Genomic DNA, 23,220 nt, shown 5'->3' on the forward strand with positions numbered 1-23,220 from the left:
AACTTCGGGCGATTGGCATCCTGATATCGCAAGAAAAACTTCCGCTAAACGCGGTCTGTCTACTTTGAATGTACGTCGATAGACGTTTTTCTTATCGTGAACTTTATCTGAGGGTATTGATGCGATCCGTTTTGAGATTACCTTCGTTTTGGATCGTTGTTTTTACCACCAAGTCCATTCTAAGACGGGGAAAATACTCCGACCGCCAATGAGCGAGCTTCTCCCTCGGGATTTTGGTCCGGAGTTCCCCCGTGTTTGCAAGATCGACACCTTCGGATTGATCTGGCTGCGCATGTACGTCGCCCCGATGCCTGATGTTCGTCGGGAAGATAAAGAAAATGATCCCGATGTGAATCAGGATATTTACGATCATGACCTGTAGACTTTTATCCACTCGAATCATCCTTTGGTTTCGGATCAGATACATGAAGGGGGGCGAGTAATTCCGGTCATTTTCCATCATGAAGATATCGCTGATCAGGGCTGGCAAAATGATGGAAAACGGTAACCGGTCCATAAAGAGAAGGAGACGGCCTTGTCTGAGCGCATGGGCAGCTTCAACCGGCAGCTCGGTCGTGTAGAATTTGGGTAAGGCATACCAAGGCTGGAAGCCAAGCGATTTGGAGAGCCGTTGTAAATTATAGATTTCCTGGTGTTTGTTCGCTAAGACTGCAGATTCGCAAAGACAGCCTTATTCTAAGCAAAACAGGCACTGGCTATACGCGCCAATGCCTGCTTCGTATTGTTATCCAAGCCTTCATGTACACGTGAAGACCGGCCTTGTGTCCCTGCTCCGACTACAACAAACTGCCTATTTCTAAAACAACAAAAGCCCTACCTCTCATTTGTCCTTGCGGCTCCGATGACCGCGCCAGTGTGAATCAGAAAAACGTCCAAATTCTTACTTTGATTGGGTCATTCAAATAAGGAATTTCATACCGAACGGTATAAGGAGAGTCATAATCTTGTGAGGAACTGCAACGTGGTTATAACAACTAATTATTTATTATACTTTGAATGAATAAAAAATGCAATGCATATATCTAAAAGCCTTTCTAAAGTGATGATTTTGTGAAACCCGGGGAAAACAGAAGAAGCTGAGATATTTGTCACACTAGAGTAGGGAAGGCACCATGTATAATGAGGTCATCTAAGATTTATATAATCAAAAAATAAGGGAGTTAGCCATGAAACGCGGAGATATCCTGTTGATCGGAACCATCGTCGTGATCGCTTTGGTCTTCTTGGTTCCGAGATGGTTTGGCGATTCAAGTGAAAACAATCACAAAAACGAGAATCGAGTAGCGAGAATCACAGTGGACGGGAAGCTGTTTAAGACGGTGCAGTTGACCGGAGAAGAACAGACGGTAGACATTATAACGGAGTATGGCCACAACATTTTGAAGGTGCATGACTACGGGATTGAGATGATCGACGCCGACTGTCCGGACAAAGTGTGCCTGACCTTCGGATTTATTGACCGTAACGGTGGGACGATTGTATGCCTGCCACATAAGTTGATGGTTGAAGTGGTAGCTTCAGAAGGGGGAGACGAGGTTGATGCAATCCTTTAATGAATCATCCAGCCTGCTGCTAAAAAGAACGGTGATCGTAGCTATTTTCGCGGCGGTGGCGGTCGTTCTCAGCTTGGTGGAGTCCCTCATTCCCGTGAACATGAGCGTACCTGGGGCGAAGCTCGGACTGGCTAATATTATGGTGCTGACCTGCCTTTATTTTCTGCGAGCCCGGGACGCCTTCATGATGGTGCTGTTAAAGACGCTGCTCACGGCGTTTATTTTCGGGACCTTTTCCAGCTTCCTGTTCAGTATTATGGGGGCGTTGTTCAGCTTTGCGGCGATGTGGTTCCTGCTGCTGGTTGGGCGCAAACGGCTAAGCGTCATCGGGATTAGCATCGTTGGGGGGATTGCCCACAATATCGGGCAATTGACGGCCGCTGCTTTGTATTTTAATACGACGAAAATTTTCTATTATTTGCCGATGCTGCTCATCATGGGGGTTCTGACCGGGATCGCCGTTGGAATTGCCGTGAGATATTTGATTCCGTCGCTGTCGAAGCTGTCTTTATTTGAAGGCTTTTTAGCGGAAACGGCTTAAGCCGGGAGGGGCTTCGCACGACGTACATCTGAGGGGGAGAGAGAAATGGGAGAAACCGGATTCGCTTATGAGCTGAGGGAGGTTTCCTTCGCATACCACCCGGCGCATCCTGTGCTTCAAGATGTTACGCTTAGCATCCCTTCGGGCAGCTGGGTGTCGTTGGTGGGGCCGAACGGCTGTGGCAAATCCACGCTGGCAAAGCTGCTGGGCGGTTTATTGGGCGCTAACAGCGGAGCGATATATGTGGAAGGAACGAAGTTGGATCGGAATACGGTGACTTCGTTGCGTCCACGCATCGGAATGGTGTTTCAAAATCCGGACAATCAATTTATCGGCGCCACGGTTGAAGAGGATATCGCCTTTGGCTTGGAGGGGCATAATCTGCCGCGGGAGGTCATGGTGAAGCGCGTGCGGGAATATGCGGATAAACTGCACATCGGCCATCTGCTGTCCAAGCATCCCGCGGAGTTGTCGGGAGGACAAAAACAGCGGGTGGCCGTCGCTTCCATCTTGGCGATGGAGCCGGGCATCGTGATCTTTGACGAGGCTTCCTCGATGCTGGACGAGAAAGCCCGCGGCGAGCTGCTTGCCATCCTGCGGGACATGAAGCAGAGTGGCCGTTACACGATGGTCTCGATTACGCATGATGCCGATGAGATTATGGCCTCCGACCGGGCGATCGTACTGGGAGGCGGAACGGTAGCCGCCGACCTGGAGCCGGGCGAGCTGTTTCGGGATCAAGCCCTGCTGGCGGAATGCCGGTTAATCGCCCCCTATCGGATTCGGCTTCAACAGGAGCTGAGGCGGCGGGGCGTGACGCTTCCTGCGGACTTTGAATTGAACGGCGAAGAGGAGGCGCAACTTTGATGGCAATACAGTTCGAGCAAGTCAGCTTCGCTTATGACGAGAGCAGCCTATGGCGGCACAATGCGTTGCTGGAGGTCGACCTCTACCTGGCGGACGGCGTGTTTGCCGGGATTGCCGGGGCTTCCGGCTCGGGCAAATCAACGTTGATGCAGCATTTCAACGGCATTTTGAAGCCGACGGGCGGGAAGGTGCACGTTCTGGATGTGACGATGGAAGCCGGCGGTAAGGCGCCTCCGCTGCGCGAGCTGCGGAGGCGGGTTGGACTCGTCTTCCAGTTTCCGGAGCAGCAGCTATTCGAGGATACGGTGGAGAAGGATCTTTGCTTCGGTCCGCTGAATTTCGGCTGCTCCTTAGACGAAGCCAAGGCAAGAGCCAGACGTGCGCTGGCCCTAGTTGGGCTTGATGACTCGTTCCTCAGTCGCAACCCGCTCCGCTTGAGCGGGGGGCAGATGCGCAAAGTGGCGATCGCCTCGGTGCTGGCGATGGAGCCGGACGTGATCGCGCTGGATGAGCCGACAGCGACGCTGGATCCGCAAAGCCGTGCCGAATTGGCGGAAATGCTGTCGCGGCTGCACCGTGAAGAGGGGAAGACGGTGATCGTGGTAACGCACCGGATGGAGGAAATCCTCCCGTACGCAGAGCAGTGGATCGTGATGAAAGATGGCCGGAAATCGTTCCAAGGCAGTACGGCCGAGCTGGTAAGCGAGGCACCCCGTCTGGAGGCCGAGGGGCTGGCTATCCCGGCGTGTATCCGTTACTGGAATAAAGCGGCGGAAATGTACGGCCTGACAGGCGAGCCGCCGTGCTTGACGGCGGAGGCGTTGGCCGAGCGGTTGGCCTGGTTGTTGGATGAGGCTGGGGAGCGTTCCGCCCCGACCTTGCTGTCCGTGGACCGGCCCGTTCCGGCTCGGCCGCCGATTCTATCCGGCACTTCTGGGGAAGGAGGCAGCGGGCATGCGGAATAAGCTGCTGTTTGGGCGCAGTATTGATACCGGCTCTTGGGTGCACGCTGTAGATCCTCGGGCCAAGCTGGCCGGGATGGTGCTGTATCTTGTTGCGATCGTGGCGGTAGGCTCTTGGCCCGCCTTGGCCGTGGCTGCGGTGTTTTCGATCGGCTATATGCTGTCGACCAAGATCCCGCTGAAATATTACCTGAAGGCGGCCAAACCGCTGTGGGCACTGATGGTGTTTATCTTCGTTGTTCAGTGCTTGACGGTGGAGTCGGGGGAGGCGATCTGGCGCATCGGCTCCTGGACCCTATACAGCGGCGGAGTCAGCAGCGGATTCATCGCCGCCTCCCGTATGGGGTTGTTGGTGTCATTCACCGCCATCCTGACGTTTACGACGACGCCGGGGGTGTTGAATCAAGGTTTGAGCGGTGTGCTTAAACCGCTGAAACGGATTGGCGTCTCGCCCGAGCAATTGACGCTGATGATGAGCATTGCGCTGCGCTTTATCCCCACGATTTTGGACGAAACGCACAAGATCCTCAAGGCACAGGCGTCGCGCGGTGCGGACCTGAAGGAGCTGCCGTGGAAGGAGAAGGGGCGCATGCTGGTCTCCCTTCTCGTACCGGTTACGGTCAGCGCCTTCCGCCGGGCTGAAGAGCTTGTGTTGTCCATGGAGTCCCGGGGCTACACGCTTGGCGCACCGCGTTCGGAATACCACCTGCTGGTCTGGAAAGGCCGGGACACTTGGTTTGTGTTGTCCTATGTGGTCCTGGCTGCAGCGGTTGTGGTTTATCGGTTGGTTTGAACCGCCAATGCAAAATTCTCCGCGAGTAAATTCATGTAGATAGAGTTTGATGGGATAGGTTGATAGGTTGGACATTTAAATCATGTGAGGGGGAAACGGCTGTGGCACGTTTTTTTAATGGGAAAGAAGTTGAGCTGCTTGCGCCTGCGGGGACGTTCGAAATTTTCAAACAAGTCATTGTAGAGAATTGTGATGCGGTTTATTTCGGAGGGCCTAACCTGAATATGCGCCTGATGCGCAAAGGATTTAATTTTAGCCTGGAGGAAATTACGGAGGCAGTCCAGATTGCACACGGGCTTGGCAAAAAAGTGTACGTCACCGTCAACAATTTGCTGAACGAAGGCGAGTTGGACGAGGCGCGGGCATATTTGCGTTTCCTGGAATCGGCGGGACCGGATGCCATCATTGTGCAGGATTTTGCTGTGTTGTCGCTGATCCGGGAGATGAACCTGAAGCTAAACGTGCATTCCTCCGTCATGATGAACGTGCATAACGTGGAGATGGTTCGCGCTTTACAGGAGCTCGGGGTCACTCGTGTCGTCACTTCGCGGGAAATGGATCTCATGACGACCCGCTATCTTCAACAAGCGACCGGCATGGAGTTGGAGTACTTTGTGCATGGGGATATGTGCTCGGTGCACGGGGCGAACTGTTATTTCAGCTCTGCGGTATTCGGGATGAGCAGTAACCGGGGGAAATGCCTGAAGCCATGCCGCTGGGATTATCGTGTGAAAAAAGACGGCAACATCTATCCGGCGGAATACCCGCTGGCGGTCAAAGACATGTTCATGTACGAACATATCCCAGAGCTGATCCACGGCGGCATCACTTCCTTCAAAATCGAAGGCCGCATGCGGGATGCCGCGTTCGTGGTAATGCTCGTGAAGGCGTATGGCGATGCGATCGACCGTTATATTAACGATCCGGTGGGCTTTGAACGCAGCCGGGATACGAAATTGCTTTACGATAACCGCAAGCGTGATTTTTCAACGGGATATGCGTTTGGCCGTCCGGGATTGTCCAACATCAACCGGCGTTACGAAGGAACGGGGAAATTTTATAGCACGGGCAAAGTGTTTAGTACGCCAACGGAGGAGCGGGAGCTCAGCGACAAACGCGTTGCGGTGATTCGCGAGACGCTGGCGGCGGTGGGGAAAGAGAAGGGTACGGTGCAGGAGAATCACGCGGCTCCTGGCGTCTCCGTGCATGTGAATAACATGGCTCAAGCCAAAGCCGCGCTGGAAGCGGGAGCCGACCATATTTATCTCTCCGGCGACGTATTTGAACCGGATCGTCCGTTTACGAAGGAGGACGTGAAAGAGCTGGCGGCATTAAAAGGGAACGCCAAGCTAGTTCTGTGCCTGCCGCGGATGATGACGGAGCTGCATTTTGAGATGTATGACGGCTTGCTGTCGAGCGAACGGTTGCCGATCGACGGCTTGATGGTGACGAATCTGGGGGCGATCCGAAAATTTGCCGACAAGGGTTACCCGTTGGTGGGGGATTTCAATCTGAACGTATACAATCAGCTGGCAGCTGAGTTTTATCGGGAGCGTGGCGTTAGCCGGCTTACGGCATCCATGGAGCTGCCGCTGAAGGACCTGGCAGCGCTACTGGCACATGCCCCAGGGCCGCTGGAGGCTATCGTTCACGGTACACCGGCAATCATGTACATGGAGCATGACTTGTACGAAAACGCTGAAGTGTTCCAAGCCATCGGCGAGGAAGACAATCACTACGTGGATAACAGCATTTTGGTGTTAAAAACCGATAAAGGCGAAAACCCGGTTTACCGGGACGTTCATGGTCGCAACCATCTGATGTTGGCCAAAGAAATCTGTTTGCTGCCCGCGGTGAAGGAATTGCTGGCGGCGGGTCTATCTGTCTTCCGCATCGAAGGGGCGACCTACCGTCCAGAGCAGCTGGCCGAGATCGTGCGCACCTATAAGGCGGCGCTGGCTAACCCTGCGGCAGCCGGAGAGTTGTTTGCCGCGATGAAGCCCGTTTATGCCGGCTATACGCTAGGGGCGTTGCAGTTTGACGGCGGGAGTGCCAGCGGGGCTGCGGGCGCAGGGGCGACAGGAGCAGAGATGGCAGGAGCAGAGGCGTCGGCCCTGAACAACGAAGGCGGCAACGGCGTCAAAGAGGAGGCCGCCGAAGCGCAGGCGGAAGTGGCGGCAGGAGTGCAAGCCTAATCGGGGAAAGGAAGCGAATGAACATGTCAAAATATATCGGACCGGACGAAGTGTTAAAGAAACGGCAGCAATATTTTTATCCTTGCACCAGCCATTTCTATCGAAATCCGCCGCAGTTGGTGAAGGGGGAGATGCAGTATTTGTACGGTCATGACGGGAAGCGGTATACGGATTTTTTTGCCGGCGTATCCGTCGTGGCCAGCGGTCACTGCAATCCGGAAATTGCCGAACGGACGGCCGAGCAGCTGCGGATGCTGCAGCACACGTCCACGATCTATTTGACGCAGCCGAATGTGGATTTGGCGGAGCGGCTTGCGGACGTGCTGCCGGGGAACCTGCGCCGCACCTTCTTCGTGAACAGCGGCTCGGAGGCGAATGAAGGCGCCTTGCTGCTTGCCCGCATGCATACGGGGCGGCGGGGCTTCCTGGCGTTGGAGCAAGGTTTGCACGGCCGGACGTATTTGACGATGAGCGTGACCGGGCTGGCGATGTGGCGGACGGATCCACAGCTGGCGCATGACACGGATGTCACGTTTATCCCCCGGCCGTATGAGTACGGGCTTAGCGCCGACGAGGCGGCACGCCGCTCCATCGCCGCGCTGGAGGCAGCGCTGGAGGAGAAAGGCGGCGATATCGCGGCGATGATCGCCGAGCCGATCCAGGGGAACGCCGGCATCGTTGCGCCGGCGGAGTGGTATTTCGCTGAAGTGAAGCGGCTGCTGGAGCAGCACGGCGTGCTGCTCATCGCCGATGAAATTCAGACCGGCTTCGGCCGGACGGGCCGCATGTTCGCCGTGGACCGTTACGGCGTCACGCCGGACATCCTGACGATGGCCAAGGCGCTTGGCAGCGGCATCCCGGTGGCGGGCTTCGCCACCACGGACGAGATCGCTGCCAGCCTGAACCGGCCATCCGCCTCCACGTTCGGCGGCAACCCCGTCTCGTCCGTGACCGCGCTCGCGGTCCTGGACTACATCGAGGCGCATCGCCTGCCGGAGCGGGCCGAGCGCCTCGGTGAGCTGCTGCGCGGCGGCTTAACGCGCCTCGCCGCGCGGTTTCCGCAGCACGTCTCCGACGTGCGCGGCGCGGGGCTGATGCTCGGCGCGGAGCTATGCGCCGAGGAGCCCGCGCGCGGCGCGAAGCTCACCGACGACGTGCTGGAAGCGATGCTGGACCGCGGCTATATCATCGGCAAGAACGGCGTGAACCGCAACGTTCTGGCCTTCCAGCCGCCGCTGGTCATCGACGAGGCCGACGTGCGCGGCATGCTGGACGCGCTGGAGGCTTCGCTGGCGGAGCTGGTGTAACCCGTGCAGCTGGGCTAAGGTCCGCTAGGCGTGAACATGCGCGCCCGGCGGACCAGCGCAGCAGGCGTACCACCCGCCCGCCAGACGTAGACCCGTCTCATTAACGGTAAAAAGTACCTTTATTTTCGGCCCATCGGCCTGTTTCCATCAAAATAACGGTAAAAAGTATCCTTATTTTCCGGAATTTCTGTCAAAACGGACGCCAACCTCAAAATTAGCGGTACGAAATACCGCTATTTTGCCAAAAACCCCGGGTTACCGAAAAATAAAGGTCGTTTTTACCGTTATTTGAAACCAGAAAGAGTGACGGGGCGCCCCAATATAAATAATCCACGTTATGACCCGTGTTTTTAGGATGAGGAGAGTGACTATCCATGGAAATAGCCCGCAAAATCGGCACCAAAATCCGGTTGTACAGCGAATTGGTGATGTTTTCGCACACGTTGTTTTCGCTGCCTTTTGCCATCATCTCAATGGTTTGGGCGGCGGAGGGGTTTCCTTCGTGGCGCGTGATGCTGTGGGGATTGATCGCCTTGATCGGCGCCCGGAACGGGGCCAACGCCTTTAACCGCGTCGTCGACCGCGTCTTTGACGCGCAAAATCCGCGCACCGCGCATCGCCACCTGCCGCAAAAGCTGCTGGACGCCAAGGAGGTGCTGGTGTTCGTTGCGGTCAACTATGCGATCTTCATTTTCGCTGCAGGGATGCTGAATACGTTGTGCCTGATCTTGTCACCGGTGGCGATTTTCCTGATCTCTTCCTATTCTTATACCAAACGGTTTACGTACCTGAGCCATCTGTACCTTGGCTTTACGATCGCTTCGGCTCCCATCGGCGCCTGGTTTGCGGTTACCGGTCAATTCGCCTTTACGCCGTTTGTCCTCGGCACTGTGGTGATGCTGTGGATCGCTGGGTTTGACATTATCTACGGCTCGCAGGATATCGAATTTGACCGCAATCACGGACTTTGGTCGATTCCTAGCGCGTTTGGTCTCAAGAACGGTCTGCGTATCGCAGCTGGCCTGCACGCGATTATGGTGCTGCTGCTGATTGCCTTAATCCCGATCCGCCACCTGAGCTGGCTTTATATCACGGGAATCATCATCGCCATCCTGCTGCTAATGACCGAACACAAAATTATCAAACCGTCCAACCGGAAGCGGATGAACGTGGCTTCGTACAATTTGAACCAGGTCATCAGCATGGTGATCCTGTTCTTTACACTCGGCGATTACTTTCTGTTGTAAACGGCTGCTGAGCCGTACAGAATAACACCCCCACCCAGACTTACATGGGTGGGGGTGTTGGCGTATATCAAAAAAATCCCTATGCGGGACCGAGTCGGCAAGGGATTGTATCACCAGAAACGTATGTTCGATTCGTGGCACATCTCATATAAGATGGCCTGTATTCGATTTTCATATTATTACTATAAAACATCGGTGAATAAGAATATAAGTCTATATTTCTGGGATGCCAATTTAAAAGTCAGGTTGTTCGGAGAAGCGCTATTCAACATGTTGTATTGGATGTACTTCCCGTTTATAGCCATCTATTTCGAAGAGGCGTTGCGCAACCACGCTGCCGGCTTACTATTAGCGCTGCCGCCGCTCTTCAGTATGCTGGGGAACCTGGTGGGAGGGGCTGTCTACAGGCCGGCGAGTTCAGCGATGGTCAAGATAACCTTCCTTTAGGTTCGTGCTTTATTTTATTTCTCCCGCCCGCCAAAATACTCCAGCAACGCCTGCAGATCCCGGTGCGCCGGGTAATTGCTCAGCCGGTTGATGATGTCCTGCGCTTCATCGAGATACTGACGGCTGAGCGCCTCGGTTTTCTCCAGCGCGCCGCTGGCTTGAATCGCCGCGACGACGGCGTCTACCTCTTCGGCAGGGCTGTCTGCCGAAATGGCCCGGATCGCCGGGGCTAGGGTTTCGTCCTGCAACGCGAACAGGACAGGCAAGGTCACCTGGCCGCTGCGCAGATCGCTGCCGGCCGGCTTGCCGAGCTTCTCCGCCGATTGGGTGTAGTCGAGCACGTCGTCGCGGATCTGGAACGACATGCCGAGCTTTTCGCCAAAGCTATACAGCAGCTCGGCCGTTTCCGTATCCGCGCCAGCGGCTTTGGCGCCGATTTGCAGGCATGTGGCCATCAGTTGTGCGGTTTTGTTCTTCGATTTCTCCAAGTATTCGTCGATCGTCACATCATAGTCGAACAGGTGAGAAAGCTGCTGATACTCTCCGAGACACAGCTTGGTTGTGGCCAGGGAGGAGAGGTCGTAGACGAATTTCTCCCGTTCCGCCGAATAGACGGAGATCAGCTCGATGACCCTCGCCGACATATAATTGCCCACATGCAGCGCGCCGCTCACGCCCAGCTTGATATGCATGGCTTTTTGGCCGCGCCGCATTGGGGAATCATCGATAATATCGTCATGAATCAGAGAAGCAGCGTGAATGAATTCTGCGGCGGCGGCGAGCCGCCAGACCTTCTTCTCATCGGGATCAGGGCCGAAGCGGCTGCCGACGATAACCATCAAGGGGCGAATCCGTTTGCCGCCGGAACGAATCAACTCGACGATTGCTTTGGCCAATTGGGAGGAACGAGGGACGTCGCGATCATATTTGACCATGTTCTCAAGTTCCCGATCGACGGTTCTTAAGGGGATGTTCAGTGTTTCCTCAAGCTTCATGTCGCTTCCCTCCTAAACTTGGGCTGGCAGTCGTAGACGCAGGTGCCGAGTGCGTCGGGGGGCGTCAGATCCTCGAACACTCTCAATCCACCGCCGTCTACATCGCCTTGCTGGCGGTGCTGCGGTTGTTGTCTAGCTGCAGGAACCGTTCCCAGGCTTTGAGCAAGCGCTCGTCTTCAGGACGGCCTTCGACGCGTTTGATTTGCAGTTGTTTAATGATGGGAGCGAGATGCCCGAGCAGATCGAATTCTTCCCACTTCAGGCAAAGCTCGACGTAAAAGCTGTATAGATAGTCGCCATCCAACACTTTGCGGGTTAACGTTTCGCCGGGGGCGAGGGAGCCGCATTCGCTATGACGTTGAAGGGCGAGCTTGATTGCGATGTAAATGGATAACAGACGGCATTGGCGAACCTGCGGCATGTCGTATTGCTCCAGCAAGGTTGCCAGTGTTGCCGCTTCTGGATAGGGTAAATCCACAATAATGCCGGCTTCGGGCGATAATTCGCCCTGCAATAAGCGATAAGCGTCTTGGATAAGCTTCGGATTCATAAGGACACACACTCCTTAAAGAGGTAGTTCAAAAAAGTCATCATTGATCACGAACCAACAATAGGCAGCGTATCCGGTACCGAATCCTGACTTTTTTGAACATTCGCCTAAATGCAGGCAGGCTTGCAGGGGATCCTCACACCGATTTCGGCAAAAGGATAAAAATGAGAGTAATGTACGCCGCCAGGCGCACATTACTCCAGTTCAAGGTTTCATAAAGAGCTGCGATTATTCCGTGTATAGGTACCATCTTCGTACGAACGGGATTCGTTTCCATTGTTTCTTGAGCCAAGGAAGTACGTAGTAATCCAGACCAAACGTGCTGCCCGATCCGCCGATCAACGCGACGCCTGCGGTCATGTACCACAGCATTTCCGCCGAAGCCATGCTGGAGGACCAGATCATGACGCCCAGCGCGACGGTGGCTGCCGAAGCGACAGCGGTGAACAGGCCAACGATAATCATGATGCCGAGCGCAATTTCGGCAAACACCATAAAGAACTGGAACACAGTCGCCAAAGCGGTATACCCGCCATCTGATGTGTAGAAGAAGACATCCATAAACCAGCTTACGATGCTCTTGATAAATCCAGGTACCGGCAAGGCGGTAACTGCTGTCGAGGCGCTTTCTACCGCCGAAGCTGCCGCTTGAGCATCCACCGTTTTGGTCACTTCACCAGCGGCTTCACTGGCCGCGGAAATGACGTCCGCTTTCGGAGAGGCCGGAATCAGGAAGATGTTCGATGGATCCTTCCAAATTTTCGGAAGCTTATCGAGGCCTTCCTCGAGCCATTTGTAGCCGACGAAGATCCGCAGCGGCAGGAGCCAGAAGTTCGGCGAACGCTTCGCGAAATGGCCGCCTACGAAGCTTCTGCGATTGTTCACGTGGAAGAATTCATGCATCATATAAGTCCAGACTTTGGCAAAACCAGCCACGGTAAACAGGTAATACATATTGATTAAGTGTTTGCAGAACATGGCCATGAAGCCGCTGAGCATAAACATTTTATTCGGGAGCCCAACATTCGCAACGCCGTAGCGGCTGCCGATGCAGACCATCGTTCCGTGGAAGCCCGGTTTATAGGACTTCTTCGGCTTGCCGTGAACGTCCGCATAAATGTTGTGGGCGATAACCGGGCCGGCTTGCTCGGCGTTCTCAACCATCTGCGGTACCGGACGGGTTTCGCCTTCCGGAATGAAGAAGATGTTGTCGCCAACGATATAGACGTTCTCGTGATCGACGCTTTGCAGCTTATCGTTGGTGACGATCCGCTTGCGGCCTTCCTGCTTCACATCGAGCTTGCCAACGAGCTCGGAGCCTTCAACCCCGGCGGTCCAGACGATCGTATCCGCTTCGAGCTCTTTACCTTCGCCAAGCTGTACGCTGGTTGGGGTGACGCCAGTAATTTTAGCGCTCGTAATGATCTCTACGTTCATTTTGTGCAGACGTTTCGTCGCTTTTTCGATCAATTTATCCGGCAGGATCGGCAGGATTTTCGGAGCCATATCGGCGACGACCAGGCGAACCTCGCTCGGATCGATATAGAACTCTTTGCACAGCTCATCGCGGAATTCGGCTAATTCGCCAACCAGTTCCACGCCGGTAAAGCCGGCGCCGACGACAACAAAGGTCAGCATTTTGCGGCGTTTCACCGGATTGCTTACCTTCGCCGCTTCGCTGAACTTACGGCGCACTTGTTCTTTCAGACGTACGGCATCTTCATAGGACCACAGGGTCAAGGCATGCTCCTCAGCGCCTGGGATCCCGAAGAAGGTTGGTTTACAGCCGGTACCGATGACGAGGTAATCGTATTTATAAGTGGCTCGCTCGGAACGAAGCTCTTTAGCGTTAAAATCGATGGCATCAATGGAATCGAGGACGACATCCACTTTTTGCCCGGCAAAAATCTTCTTTAGTTCAATCTTGACGGAATCCTCCGGCGCCCGGTTCGCTGCAACCTCATGCAGCTCCGTCAGCAGCGTGTGGTAGGGATTTCGGTCAATCAGCTGGATCTCCACATCTTTGTCTTTTTTGAACAGTTTGGCCAGATGCTTGGAAGTGACTACACCGCCATAACCGCCGCCCAGAACTACGATTTTCTTCAAGAGATTCACCTTCTCATTTTAGGGTGGATGGTAATATGGGTTTATTTCGCTTGCTCAAGTGCTTGGCTAACGAGCTCGAAATGCGGTTGCAGCGTAATTGTTGCCCCGGCGATCGCGTCCGTTTTGCCCTCTTCGTTAAATGTCACGGCGGCTGGATCTTGTTTTTCAATCAGGTAAGCTTCAGCTTTGGCCACTTCTTCATGCCATTCGGCTTGAGCACCGCCGGCCTTCATTCCATATTTGCCGTCGATCGAATATTGCTTCTTGTCTTCGCCTTTTTCGTTGACGCCGCTGAAGTTCACTTTGACGATCTTGCCGGCGGCGACCACAACGTCAACGGTATCTTTCCAACCGGAATGCTCGTCGAAGGCTGCTCCTTCGGCATGGTAAGTGCCGTCTTTGTACGGGCCAACCTCAACTGGACCAGCATTCAGCGCTTGCTCCGCCAAGTTAAAAAATTCACTTACATGCACGGACACACCCGCGATGGCATCCGTTTTGCCGTCATCCCCCAAGGTGATCGCTTTGGGATCTTGCTTTTCGATCAGGTATTGCTCAACCTTCTCGGCTTGTTCATGCCATTCCGAGGAAGCGCCGCCGGCTTTCATGCCGTACTTGCCTTCTTTGGAATAGGTCACTTTATCGACGGGGGCTTTTTCGCTCAGCGCATTCCACTTGGCTTCCGTGATTTTACCTCCGGCTACCGTCAGCGTCACGTAGGATTGCCATCCGGAATCTGCATCCACTTCACCTTGGGCGAAGTATACACCGTCTTGGTATTTGCCTTGCTCTGCAGCCGTGTTATCAGCTCCTGCATTGGTTTCATTAGCGGCAGAAGTGTTGTTTGCAGGTTGCGCAGAGTTTGCGTCGTTAGCATCATTGTCCGATCCACAGCCGGCCAAGAGACCTAACAACAGCGCACTGCTCAGGATAATTGAAGCTTTTTTCATGATTGAGACCTCCAGTGAATGAAAATATATATATATTAAAATGTGAAGACATTTTAATAACGGATATCAGGTGGGTGACCCTTGAAAAAGGCTGATTTGACGAGGGGTTCGGGAGTCCCGAAACCTTTGTTCGATGGCATTTTAGCATATAAAAATAGGGCTTAATGTGAAATTTATCACATGTAGTGTGATCTAAAACAACTGCTCCAAGCGGCGGAAGCAGTACTACGTAAGGGAATGTCGTGTTCAAAGAATTGCCCAATTTTTAAAATATATATTTTTAAAAGATGGGTCGGCGAGAAGAGCGACGAATCTCCTGTACCGAAAAGAGGGCATACAAACCAAAAGTTCCAAACGTTTTATGAAAATAGTCATGACTCTAACCGATATAAAAAGAAGCGGGCATGCCCGGAAAAACGCGAGACGGAAAGAAGGCATCCTCCTTGACGGTATACAGGACGTTTATTTCGCGCCTATTACTCAATTACGCAGCAGGACTCCTGCTTGCGGTCATCGCGGTCGCGAGCCTTATCGCCGCTGCACCGCTGGATATATCCCCTTCGGACTATGCCTGGCTGATCAGAATTCTGGTCTTGTCGCTATGCTGCATGCTGGGGCTGGAATGGATGGTGTTCACCCGGCAAATCAAGCCCATCCGCAGCGTGTTCATGGAGGAAGTGGGGAGCTACCAAACACTTCAAAATGTCTATATCCGCACACATCGCCTGCCATCGCTTGCTGTCAAGCGGATTCTCGGACCTCATTTGTTTGGTTTGGTCGTCCCGGGCGCGGCCCTATCGTTGGGATTAATCCGGACCGGCCACCTATCGATTTCGCCTTACTACGTGTTGCTGGCTGCCTTAAGCGGAATACTGGTCAGCAGCATGCATGCGTTAGTCGAATATTATTTAACCTCCTATGCGATTCGTCCTGTCCTGCAGGAGTTAATTTCCTGGAGCCGCAGGATGTTTGGCAAAGATTTATCGCTGAACGGCAGGGTTATCGTCCCGGTATCTCGAAAATTAATATGGAGCTTTTTCTTGATGTGTATGGCTCCTTTGCTGCTATACAGCTTATCCATGCAGTTCCGGTTGGAGGACCTTGACCATGGAGCCTATGCCTACTGGCAGTGGGCCGGCTATGTCTTGGCCGTGAGTATTCTATTCGCAATGATTGGCTCCCGGCTGTTGGCCCGTGAGATCATGCTGCCGATTCAGCATTTGTACGAGCGGATGGCCGAGGTGAAAACCGGCAGCATTCGTACAGCGGCCAGCGATATGTTTTCGGATGAATTTTCCCGTCTGATCACGGGATTTAATCATATGCTGCGCGGGCTGCAAACTCAGGCGGCTCGAAATAGCCAACTGGTAGACAGCTACTTCGCGACGCTGGCAGCGGCGCTGGACGCCCGCGATCCGTATACGGCGGGGCACTCCCTTCGAGTAGCCGAATACGCCGTCAAAATCGGTGAGTTGGCCCAGTTGCCCGAAGAACGCATCGATGAGCTGCGCAAGTCGGCGTTGCTCCATGATATCGGGAAAATCGGCATTCGCGATGCGGTTCTGCTGAAGGAGGGCCGTTTAACCGACGAGGAATGGCAGCAGGTGAAGCAGCACCCCGTGCTTGGGGAAGCGATTTTAAAGCAGGTCGAGCCGGCAGATGCGATGGCTCCTTATTTGCCGGGGGTCCGGTCGCATCATGAGCGTTATGATGGAAGAGGTTATCCGGACGGGTTGGCCGGGGAGGAGATCCCGCTTTTCGGGCGGATTATCGCCGTGGCCGACGCCTTTGACGCCATGACCTCAGACCGGCCTTACCGGAAGGGCCTAGCAAGAGACCGAGCGATTGACATTCTGGAGCGAGGCCGTGGAACCCAATGGGATCCTTACTTCGCCGGACTGTTGGTGCAGCATTTTCGCAGCGAGACCCAAAAAAGAGTCCAGCTGATCTCGGAGAGAAGCGGGTTCTACGAGCAGGAGTGGGGAGATGGGGATCGGAATTAGCTTTTTGCTAAATCTAAGCTTGTTGATCACGGTCGCTTATTTAGCCAATATCCTATATAAATACGGTTTGCGAAAAATGCCGCAGCGCAGCCTGTACGTCCTGTCTGTTCTAATGATGATTTTTTCGGGTTGGATTTGTATCAAGTTTGGCTTCCGGCTTAATGACGACGTCAGATTCGACCTTCGGGCAGTGCCGCTAATTATAGCGGCATTTGTTTATTCCCAGCCATTAACCTTGATCGTCATCGGCGTCGGGATTGGCCTGGCCCGCCTGACGTTTGGTTTGAGCGATGCAGCGATGGCCGGTTTGTTGAACCTGACGATCTTGGGATTTGTGTGTGCCGGACTTAATCTCTGGATGCGGCGGACAAGCTACCGTTTTGCCATCAAAGGGATCGTAACTATCCTCGTTGTCAATGTGATCAACTCTCTGAACCTTGCCGTAATCGGCGTGGTGCCTCCCAAGCATTATTTGCTGGATATCATGCCGATTGCGCTACCGTTAAGCATTCTGCTCAGTTTGGGATTTGCCCTGATCCTTCGCGATTTTCAGCTTGGGGCAAGACAGAACCTGGAGCTGAAATACGCGAACGAGCTGCTCCGCAAACAGGCCGATGAGCTGCAGAAGGCCAAGATTGGGCTGGAAGACCGGGCGGAGCAGTTAGCTGAAGCATCCAGCCATAAATCGGAGTTCTTGGCAACGATGTCGCATGAATTGCGAACGCCGCTCAACAGTATTATCAACCTGGCGGAGATGATCGCCGAATCCGACGAAGCCAGCGAGGAAATTACGGAATATGGCCGGATCATTCACAAGTCGGGGGAAGAGTTGCTGCAGATCATTAATGACATTTTGGATTTGTCCAAGGTGGAGGCAGGGCGGCTGGAGATCACGAACGAGGAAGTGGTGTTGGCAGAGATCCCCGTTTGGATGCAACTGCAGTTTGAGCAGATTGCCGCTCAGAAGAAAATTGCATTTACGACCCGACTGGAGGAAAGTCTGCCCGATTCCATCATCTCCGATCCGCAGCGGATTGCACAAATCCTGCGGAATTTATTGTCCAATGCGTTTAAGTTTACGCATGAGGGACATGTAGAGCTAGACATCCGCCGCGCTCCGGCGAAGGGGACGGCCGAAGGGGAATGGCTGGTCTTCACCGTCTCGGATACCGGCATCGGCGTTGCCGAGGACAAGCAGCGGGCGGTATTCGAGGCGTTTCAGCAGGCCGACGGCTCAATTAGTCGGCGATATGGGGGGACCGGTCTGGGCCTGTCGATCAGCAGCAACCTGGCCCGCCTGCTGGGGGGGTACCTCCGCATGGAAAGCACAGAAGGGCAGGGCAGCACCTTTTCCTTCTATTTGCCCTTAAAACCCGCCCGATCCCACTGCGGCGAAGTTCATTCGCAGTCCGAGTTGCCGTGACGAAGGGGTTATCGGTAAAATGAGGAGAAGAAAGGATGGGATGACGAAAATGAAACAAGTAATTTCTACGACCGCTGCGCCAGGTGCCATTGGCCCGTATTCGCAGGGGATTCAACTGGGAGATTTGATCTTTACCTCCGGCCAGTTGGGATTGGTGCCGGAAACCGGTCAGCTTGCCGAGGGTGTGGAAGCTCAGGCTGCACAAGCGCTGCGGAACGTTCAGGCGGTATTGGCTGCAGCCGGGAGCGGATTGGACAAGGTCATCAAGACGACCGTATTTCTGAAGGACATGAATGATTTTGCCAAGGTCAACGAAGTTTACGGTTCGTTCTTCGCTGAGCCGTATCCAGCGCGCAGTGCCGTCGAAGTGGCGCGTCTGCCAAAGGATGGTCTGGTTGAGATCGAGGTTATTGCGGTTAAGTAAAATATCCCTTGCGACGGCTTTTTCGTATTATTAGGTCAACCTGAATTTCTGGTTGGCCTTTTTGTGGGGGGAGGTACCTATGTCGGCCGCTTTCCTTTCGTGATTATCCCGTTGCTTCAGGGAGTGGGGGGGATCGATCTCCGCTGCGAGGGAGTGGAGAAAACCAATCTCCGCTTCGAAAATGGATTAGATGCGCCCCCTCCCCGATTCTGAACAAAAGGGATAATCGTGCAAAAGGACGCGTGAAAGGGCCCAAGGGGGGTGGATCTTTAGTCCCGCTCATGCGAGCGCAGAAAGGCAATCCAGAGTGCGTACACGATCAAGGCTAGCGCTCCGGCGCTGGAGGCAATGGCCACAATTTGGTGCAGCTGAGGACCGGCTGCAATGGCGCCATACCCCCACGCGAACGTGAGCGGGACGATCGCGTCACGCCATCGGAATCCAACAAAGCAGGCGCTGAGGATCCCTACCACGAGCAGCAGGAGGGTGAGTCCAAGATGTGATGGAACGGAAACGGAAGCTGCGGAAATCGAGGTTGCATAAATAGAGGGATGGGTTAGCAAGGCGTCCACGCTGGCAAGAGCTGTAACGCAGATCCATCCGAAATATAAGCTGAACGGCAGGCGTACGAACCAGATCTCTGCGGCTGACGGGCGAAGGATATTCCGGGTACTGCTGTACATCGAGGCCGCCACGAACACGAGCAGGAACAACGCCAGGATAGACAGCAGGGGTTGCCGCTCCCCTAGTGTGATCCACACGATGGAGAGGGTGCAGGAAAGCAGGAAGCGCACTGGCATAGGCGTCACAGAAAACGGCTCGCGGTTAGGCTGCAGCAGCGGGTAAAGGACCCAGCCGGTCAACAGGGCATAAATGAGCAGCCATATCGTAAAAGTATAGCCCGCCGGCGTGAGGAGCACGTATAATCCGTGGGGAAACCCTTGGGGCCGGCGCAAGCCAAACGGAAGTGCTGCTGCCGCCAGGTTTGCCGCCATTAACGCCGCAAACGAGGCGAGATTCAACCAATGACCAGACCGACCGCGCAACATGGGAATACACCTCCTTGAATCTTTTTTTTGTACTAGAAATATTCCCCATTTCTCCTCAAATGATAAGGGAGAGTATAGAGAGGCAGCGGGACGGGAAGGAAGGCGGTTTTATAAGCAGCCGTTTTCGTATAAGATGTTAGTAATGAATTTGGCTAGAATTAGGATAACCGACGGGAGATCACCATGAATCAACGTCTTTATGGAATATGGCTGGGCGATGTATTGTTTTGCTTCTCCGGCGAAGTATCGGAGTCGAAGGTGGATGCTTGGACCGCCGTGCTCCGGCGCAAGGAGCTGGAGCCGGGAGTCCGGCCGTTTCAGCATGCCGTGCTTCGGTTGGCAGAGGTCAGGTATCCGGTCTCTTCCGTGCGGAGGTCATACAAGAACGGGGAGCGGCGCAGTCTGATCGGCCGATCCCTGGAAGGATTGGCTTTGCCTGTGCCGGAGGCTTGGCGTTTGCTGCTGCATTGGGACGAATCCGTCTGGGAGGAGCAGGGAATCAAGCCGGGCGCGGAAATGAGCTATTGGAGCAAGGCGGCCAAGTTCGCCTTAGAGCTGCTGCTGCGCGGCCGAATTGCGCCATCCATCCGTCCGGTGGCGGCCACCGGACGCCGCCGCGGGTCGCAGGGTCAAATGCGCGCGGCTTGGGGACCACTCCTGACCGAGCCGGCCGACGAGGCACGGTTCCGGCGTCTAGCCGGGGCGATGCCGCCGATCTGTATCGCCGCCGTGCAAACTGGGGCAGGGGCATCCTCTGAAGACGAGGGGACGCTGGAGGATCGGCAGATGGCGGTGCTGCATTCTTTTTTAACGGCAATGATTGATCACGAAGCGCGCGGGGCGGTTCAGGATTTGGGACGGAAGCTGAATGCCAGCCGGGCGGACTATCACCGGGGTTCGTCGCCGCTGGCGGAGTTGTGGTGGAACGGCTTGCTAACCGGCGCACAGCCGCCGGATATTCAAGGCAGTGCGACGGAGCTGGATCAGCTGAGTGCAGACATCGCTGCTGCTGGCGGCGGACGTCCCCGAGCTGAGGAAACCGAGACCGGCGGTCTGGAAACGGGAAGCTTGCGCCTCTGCCTGCGTGTGGAACCGTATCAGGATGGTCATGGCGAGACCGCGGAGGGTGAAGCAGCGACTGCACTTTGGCGGCTAAGCTTCTGGGCTGAGGGAGCTGAGAATCCCAGCGTGCTGCTGCCAGCCGGGCTCATCTGGAGCTATCCCGGGCCCGACATGGAAATTCACGGTCTTCTGTACCGGAACGTACAGGAGAACTTCCTGCTGCGGCTGAGCAAAGCAGCTGGGGTATCCCGGGAAGTGGCCGCAGCGATGGAGCACCCGCGCCCGCAGGATCTGCTCATGGACCCCATGGACCTGATTGCGTTCTTAAGCAAGTCGGTGCCGGCGCTGCGCAAGCTTGGCGTGAACGTGCAAATGCCAAGCCGCTGGACCCGGGAGGGACGGCGTTCCGCCAGCATCCGTATCAGAACCCGAGGGTTCGCGAGCGGGATGCCGGAGGGCGGTGGTGACGGGATGCCAAGGCTGGGAGTGGATCAGCTGGTCGCTTTTGAAGCGGAGGCGCTGCTTGGGGGGCGTGAGCTTACCCGGGAAGAGTTGATGGAGCTGGCGTCGGCGAAGCTGCCGCTCGTTTTTTTTCGCGGCGAATGGATTGAAGTGGATGCGAAGGAGATCCGGCAGGTGCTGAAGTTCATGAAGCGCCATGAAAACGGCACCTTGACCTTCCGCGAATTGATGCACCTCGCTTCCGGCGATCAGGAAGTCCAACTGGAGGGCGTGAACATCGCCGGCATCGAAACCACCGGGATGTTGTCTATCCTGATGGCAGGCGGAGCTGTTCGGCAACTCCATCCGCGTCCGGTGCCATCCGGATTAAACGGAACGCTGCGCCCCTATCAGGAACGGGGATACCAGTGGCTGGTCACGATGCGCGAGCTGGGTTTCGGTGCATTGCTGGCCGACGATATGGGTTTGGGGAAAACGGTGCAGGTGATCTCCGTGTTGTTGGATGGCGTTCAGCAGGCAGGGGCCAAAAGCTTGATCATCTGTCCGACTTCTTTGCTAGGCAACTGGCAACGGGAGTTTTCCCGGTTTGCTCCGGGGCTAAAGCTATACGTGCACCACGGGAGCGACCGTTACCGCGAGGAGCGGTTCTTGCAGGAGTACCGGGCATGCGATGTGGTTCTGACGACGTATCAGCTGGCCGGCCGCGATGCGAAGGAGCTGCGTTCGGCGGAATGGACGACGGTGGTGCTGGACGAAGCCCAGTACATCAAAAATTACGGAACCAAGCAAGCGCAAAGCGTGATGAAGCTCAGCGCGCCTCACCGAATCGCCATGACGGGCACCCCGGTGGAGAATAGGCTCAGCGAATTGTGGTCGATTTTTCAATTCCTGAACCCGGGATACTTAGGCACGCATGCCTCGTTTCGGACGCGTTACACCGGGTCTGGGGGAGAACAGCAAGCAGCCGAGCTGCAGAAGCTGCGGAAGTTGGTTGCGCCGTTTCTGCTGCGCCGGCTCAAGAGCGATCCGGACATCCGCAAGGACTTGCCGGAGAAAATCGAGCTGAAATCGTATTGCTCGTTAACCGTTGAACAGGCTCGCTTGTATCAATCGGTGACGGCGGAGCTGCTGGATCAGATCGGAAGCCAGAGCGGCATCGCCCGCAAAGGATTGGTGTTATCTTCGCTGACCCGGTTAAAGCAAATTTGTGATCATCCCGAGCTGGTTGTAGGAAGCCGGCCTGCGAAGACGGCCGCTTTTGGCCGCTCCGGCAAAATGGAACGGCTCGGCGAGCTGCTTGACATGATTATGGACAACGGAGAAGGGGCGCTGATCTTCACGCAATACGTACGGATGGGTGAACTGCTGCAGGAGCGATTAACGGAGCGGTATGGTGTACGGCCGTTTTTTCTGCACGGCGGGGTGCCGAAGGCCGAGCGGGATCAGATGGTCCGGGCTTTTCAGGAGGGCGAAGGCTCGCCGATTTTCGTGTTATCGCTGAAGGCTGGCGGCGTCGGCCTTAACCTGACCCGGGCGAATCATGTGGTCCACTATGACCGGTGGTGGAATCCGGCGGTGGAAAACCAGGCGACGGACCGGGTATTCCGGATCGGGCAGCAAAAGAACGTCGAGGTACATAAGCTGATCTGCCAAGGAACGCTGGAGGAACGAATCGACGAATTAATCGAGCGAAAAAAAACGCTGTCTGAGCAGGTGGTTGGCTCCGGTGAGCAATGGCTGACGGAAATGAGCGACGAGGAGCTGCGCAACCTGATCGTGCTGCAGGAAAGCGGACTGTTCCCGGAGGGAGCGTTTGGTTGAGCGAAAAAGATAGGATGCCGAAACAATAAGCTTGCTGAGACTTGCTGAGAGGAGGAACACGCATGACCAGGCCCAAGACGAACGCGCAGGAACTTGCCCAGCCGGTTGTCCGCTATGAAGCCGGCGGGCTGCAAGTGGAACTGGAACGGGATCATGTGGTGTTGATCCCGCTGGCCCCAGCCGCAGAGCAGGAAAAGCAAGCGCTGCTGCGCCAGCTCGCGGAGCGGCCGCGCCTTGTGGTGGCGCTGGCCGAAAGCGGGGCCGGCGGCATTGCGAAGCTGCTGCCGGCAGATCGTGCGCCAGGCGCGCCTGGCGGCGTGCGCTGCGCGTGCGGCGACCCCGGCTGCGCCCGGCTGGCGCCGGCGCTGGCCGCTGCGCGTGCGGCCTGGGCGGCCGACGCCGAGCTGCGGCTGCGCCAGCTCGGCTGGACGCGCGAGGCGCT

19 protein-coding genes and 1 pseudogene are annotated in these 23,220 nt (G+C 55.3%); 13 read left to right on the forward strand and 7 right to left on the reverse strand.

Features of this window, described 5'->3' with window-relative positions:
* Positions 1 to 103: 103 nt before the first annotated feature.
* A complete protein-coding gene (locus M3G15_RS18590; RefSeq protein ID WP_232282236.1) occupies positions 104 to 394 on the reverse strand; it encodes a hypothetical protein in 291 nt (96 codons plus the stop codon).
* A gap of 9 nt (positions 395 to 403) precedes the next feature.
* Positions 404 to 646, reverse strand: a pseudogene (locus M3G15_RS21725) (spore germination protein); the annotation flags it as partial.
* Positions 647 to 1,187: 541 nt separating this feature from the next.
* Here M3G15_RS21725 and M3G15_RS18595 point away from each other — a divergent pair.
* From M3G15_RS18595 to M3G15_RS18630, 8 genes are all read left to right on the forward strand, one after another.
* Positions 1,188 to 1,574, forward strand: coding sequence for a NusG domain II-containing protein (locus M3G15_RS18595; protein WP_009224031.1), 387 nt, complete (start codon positions 1,188 to 1,190; stop codon positions 1,572 to 1,574).
* Complete coding sequence (locus M3G15_RS18600) at positions 1,561 to 2,115, forward strand: Gx transporter family protein (protein ID WP_009224032.1); 555 nt, start codon at positions 1,561 to 1,563, stop codon at positions 2,113 to 2,115. Before M3G15_RS18595 ends, M3G15_RS18600 begins: the two co-directional genes overlap by 14 nt.
* A 45-nt stretch (positions 2,116 to 2,160) precedes the next feature.
* Positions 2,161 to 2,982, forward strand: a complete 822-nt coding sequence (locus M3G15_RS18605) for an ATP-binding cassette domain-containing protein (RefSeq protein WP_260071722.1) — start codon at positions 2,161 to 2,163, stop codon at positions 2,980 to 2,982.
* Entirely contained in the window at positions 2,982 to 3,947 is a 966-nt protein-coding gene (locus M3G15_RS18610) for an ATP-binding cassette domain-containing protein (protein ID WP_009224034.1), read from the forward strand. Before M3G15_RS18605 ends, M3G15_RS18610 begins: the two co-directional genes overlap by 1 nt.
* Positions 3,937 to 4,737: an energy-coupling factor transporter transmembrane component T family protein gene (locus M3G15_RS18615; RefSeq protein ID WP_009224035.1), complete on the forward strand. Its 801-nt coding sequence runs from the start codon at positions 3,937 to 3,939 to the stop codon at positions 4,735 to 4,737. Before M3G15_RS18610 ends, M3G15_RS18615 begins: the two co-directional genes overlap by 11 nt.
* Positions 4,738 to 4,838: 101 nt before the next feature.
* Positions 4,839 to 6,932, forward strand: coding sequence for a peptidase U32 family protein (locus M3G15_RS18620; protein ID WP_260071723.1), 2,094 nt, complete (start codon positions 4,839 to 4,841; stop codon positions 6,930 to 6,932).
* A 23-nt stretch (positions 6,933 to 6,955) separates the two neighbouring features.
* On the forward strand, positions 6,956 to 8,239 hold the full coding sequence (locus tag M3G15_RS18625) for an aspartate aminotransferase family protein (RefSeq protein WP_260071724.1): 1,284 nt from the start codon (positions 6,956 to 6,958) through the stop codon (positions 8,237 to 8,239).
* A gap of 374 nt (positions 8,240 to 8,613) precedes the next feature.
* On the forward strand, positions 8,614 to 9,486 hold the full coding sequence (locus M3G15_RS18630; RefSeq protein WP_009224038.1) for a UbiA-like polyprenyltransferase: 873 nt from the start codon (positions 8,614 to 8,616) through the stop codon (positions 9,484 to 9,486).
* A gap of 461 nt (positions 9,487 to 9,947) precedes the next feature.
* Here the strand turns inward: M3G15_RS18630 and M3G15_RS18640 are convergent, their stop codons facing one another.
* The 4 genes from M3G15_RS18640 to M3G15_RS18655 all read right to left on the reverse strand — a co-directional run bounded on the left by M3G15_RS18640 (position 9,948) and on the right by M3G15_RS18655 (position 14,534).
* Positions 9,948 to 10,928 carry a polyprenyl synthetase family protein gene (locus M3G15_RS18640; protein WP_260071725.1) on the reverse strand — a complete coding sequence of 327 codons (981 nt, stop codon included), beginning with the start codon at positions 10,926 to 10,928 and terminating at the stop codon, positions 9,948 to 9,950.
* 97 nt (positions 10,929 to 11,025) lie between these two features.
* Positions 11,026 to 11,478 carry a hypothetical protein gene (locus M3G15_RS18645; RefSeq protein ID WP_009224041.1) on the reverse strand — a complete coding sequence of 151 codons (453 nt, stop codon included), beginning with the start codon at positions 11,476 to 11,478 and terminating at the stop codon, positions 11,026 to 11,028.
* Positions 11,479 to 11,706: 228 nt separating this feature from the next.
* Positions 11,707 to 13,584 carry an NAD(P)/FAD-dependent oxidoreductase gene (locus M3G15_RS18650; RefSeq protein WP_036644464.1) on the reverse strand — a complete coding sequence of 626 codons (1,878 nt, stop codon included), beginning with the start codon at positions 13,582 to 13,584 and terminating at the stop codon, positions 11,707 to 11,709.
* A gap of 41 nt (positions 13,585 to 13,625) precedes the next feature.
* The gene (locus tag M3G15_RS18655; RefSeq protein ID WP_260071726.1) at positions 13,626 to 14,534 is read right to left on the reverse strand and encodes an FMN-binding protein; all 909 of its coding nucleotides are present in this window, start codon (positions 14,532 to 14,534) and stop codon (positions 13,626 to 13,628) included.
* A 443-nt stretch (positions 14,535 to 14,977) separates the two neighbouring features.
* On the opposite strand from M3G15_RS18655, the gene M3G15_RS18660 reads away from it, so the two are divergent.
* Genes M3G15_RS18660 through M3G15_RS18670 form a run of 3 tightly spaced genes read left to right on the forward strand, consistent with a single transcriptional unit; the run spans position 14,978 to position 18,384 of the window.
* On the forward strand, positions 14,978 to 16,537 hold the full coding sequence (locus M3G15_RS18660; protein ID WP_311202304.1) for an HD-GYP domain-containing protein: 1,560 nt from the start codon (positions 14,978 to 14,980) through the stop codon (positions 16,535 to 16,537).
* Positions 16,521 to 17,960, forward strand: a complete 1,440-nt coding sequence (locus tag M3G15_RS18665; protein ID WP_260071729.1) for an ATP-binding protein — start codon at positions 16,521 to 16,523, stop codon at positions 17,958 to 17,960. The genes M3G15_RS18660 and M3G15_RS18665 overlap by 17 nt, the downstream gene beginning before the upstream one ends.
* A gap of 40 nt (positions 17,961 to 18,000) precedes the next feature.
* On the forward strand, positions 18,001 to 18,384 hold the full coding sequence (locus M3G15_RS18670; RefSeq protein WP_009224046.1) for a RidA family protein: 384 nt from the start codon (positions 18,001 to 18,003) through the stop codon (positions 18,382 to 18,384).
* A 269-nt stretch (positions 18,385 to 18,653) separates the two neighbouring features.
* Here M3G15_RS18670 and M3G15_RS18675 read toward each other — a convergent pair whose 3' ends face one another.
* Positions 18,654 to 19,433 (reverse strand): hypothetical protein, encoded by a 780-nt coding sequence (locus tag M3G15_RS18675; protein ID WP_260071730.1) that lies wholly within the window; start codon positions 19,431 to 19,433, stop codon positions 18,654 to 18,656.
* 183 nt (positions 19,434 to 19,616) lie between these two features.
* On the opposite strand from M3G15_RS18675, the gene M3G15_RS18680 reads away from it, so the two are divergent.
* Positions 19,617 to 22,778 (forward strand): DEAD/DEAH box helicase, encoded by a 3,162-nt coding sequence (locus tag M3G15_RS18680; protein ID WP_260071731.1) that lies wholly within the window; start codon positions 19,617 to 19,619, stop codon positions 22,776 to 22,778.
* Between the two features lie 62 nt (positions 22,779 to 22,840).
* Positions 22,841 to 23,220 (forward strand): hypothetical protein (locus M3G15_RS18685; protein ID WP_260071732.1); only part of this gene is annotated, 380 nt, incomplete at its 3' end.

It is taken from the genome of Paenibacillus sp. p3-SID1389, assembly GCF_025151705.1.
Taxonomy (GTDB): domain Bacteria; phylum Bacillota; class Bacilli; order Paenibacillales; family Paenibacillaceae; genus Fontibacillus; species Fontibacillus phoenicis.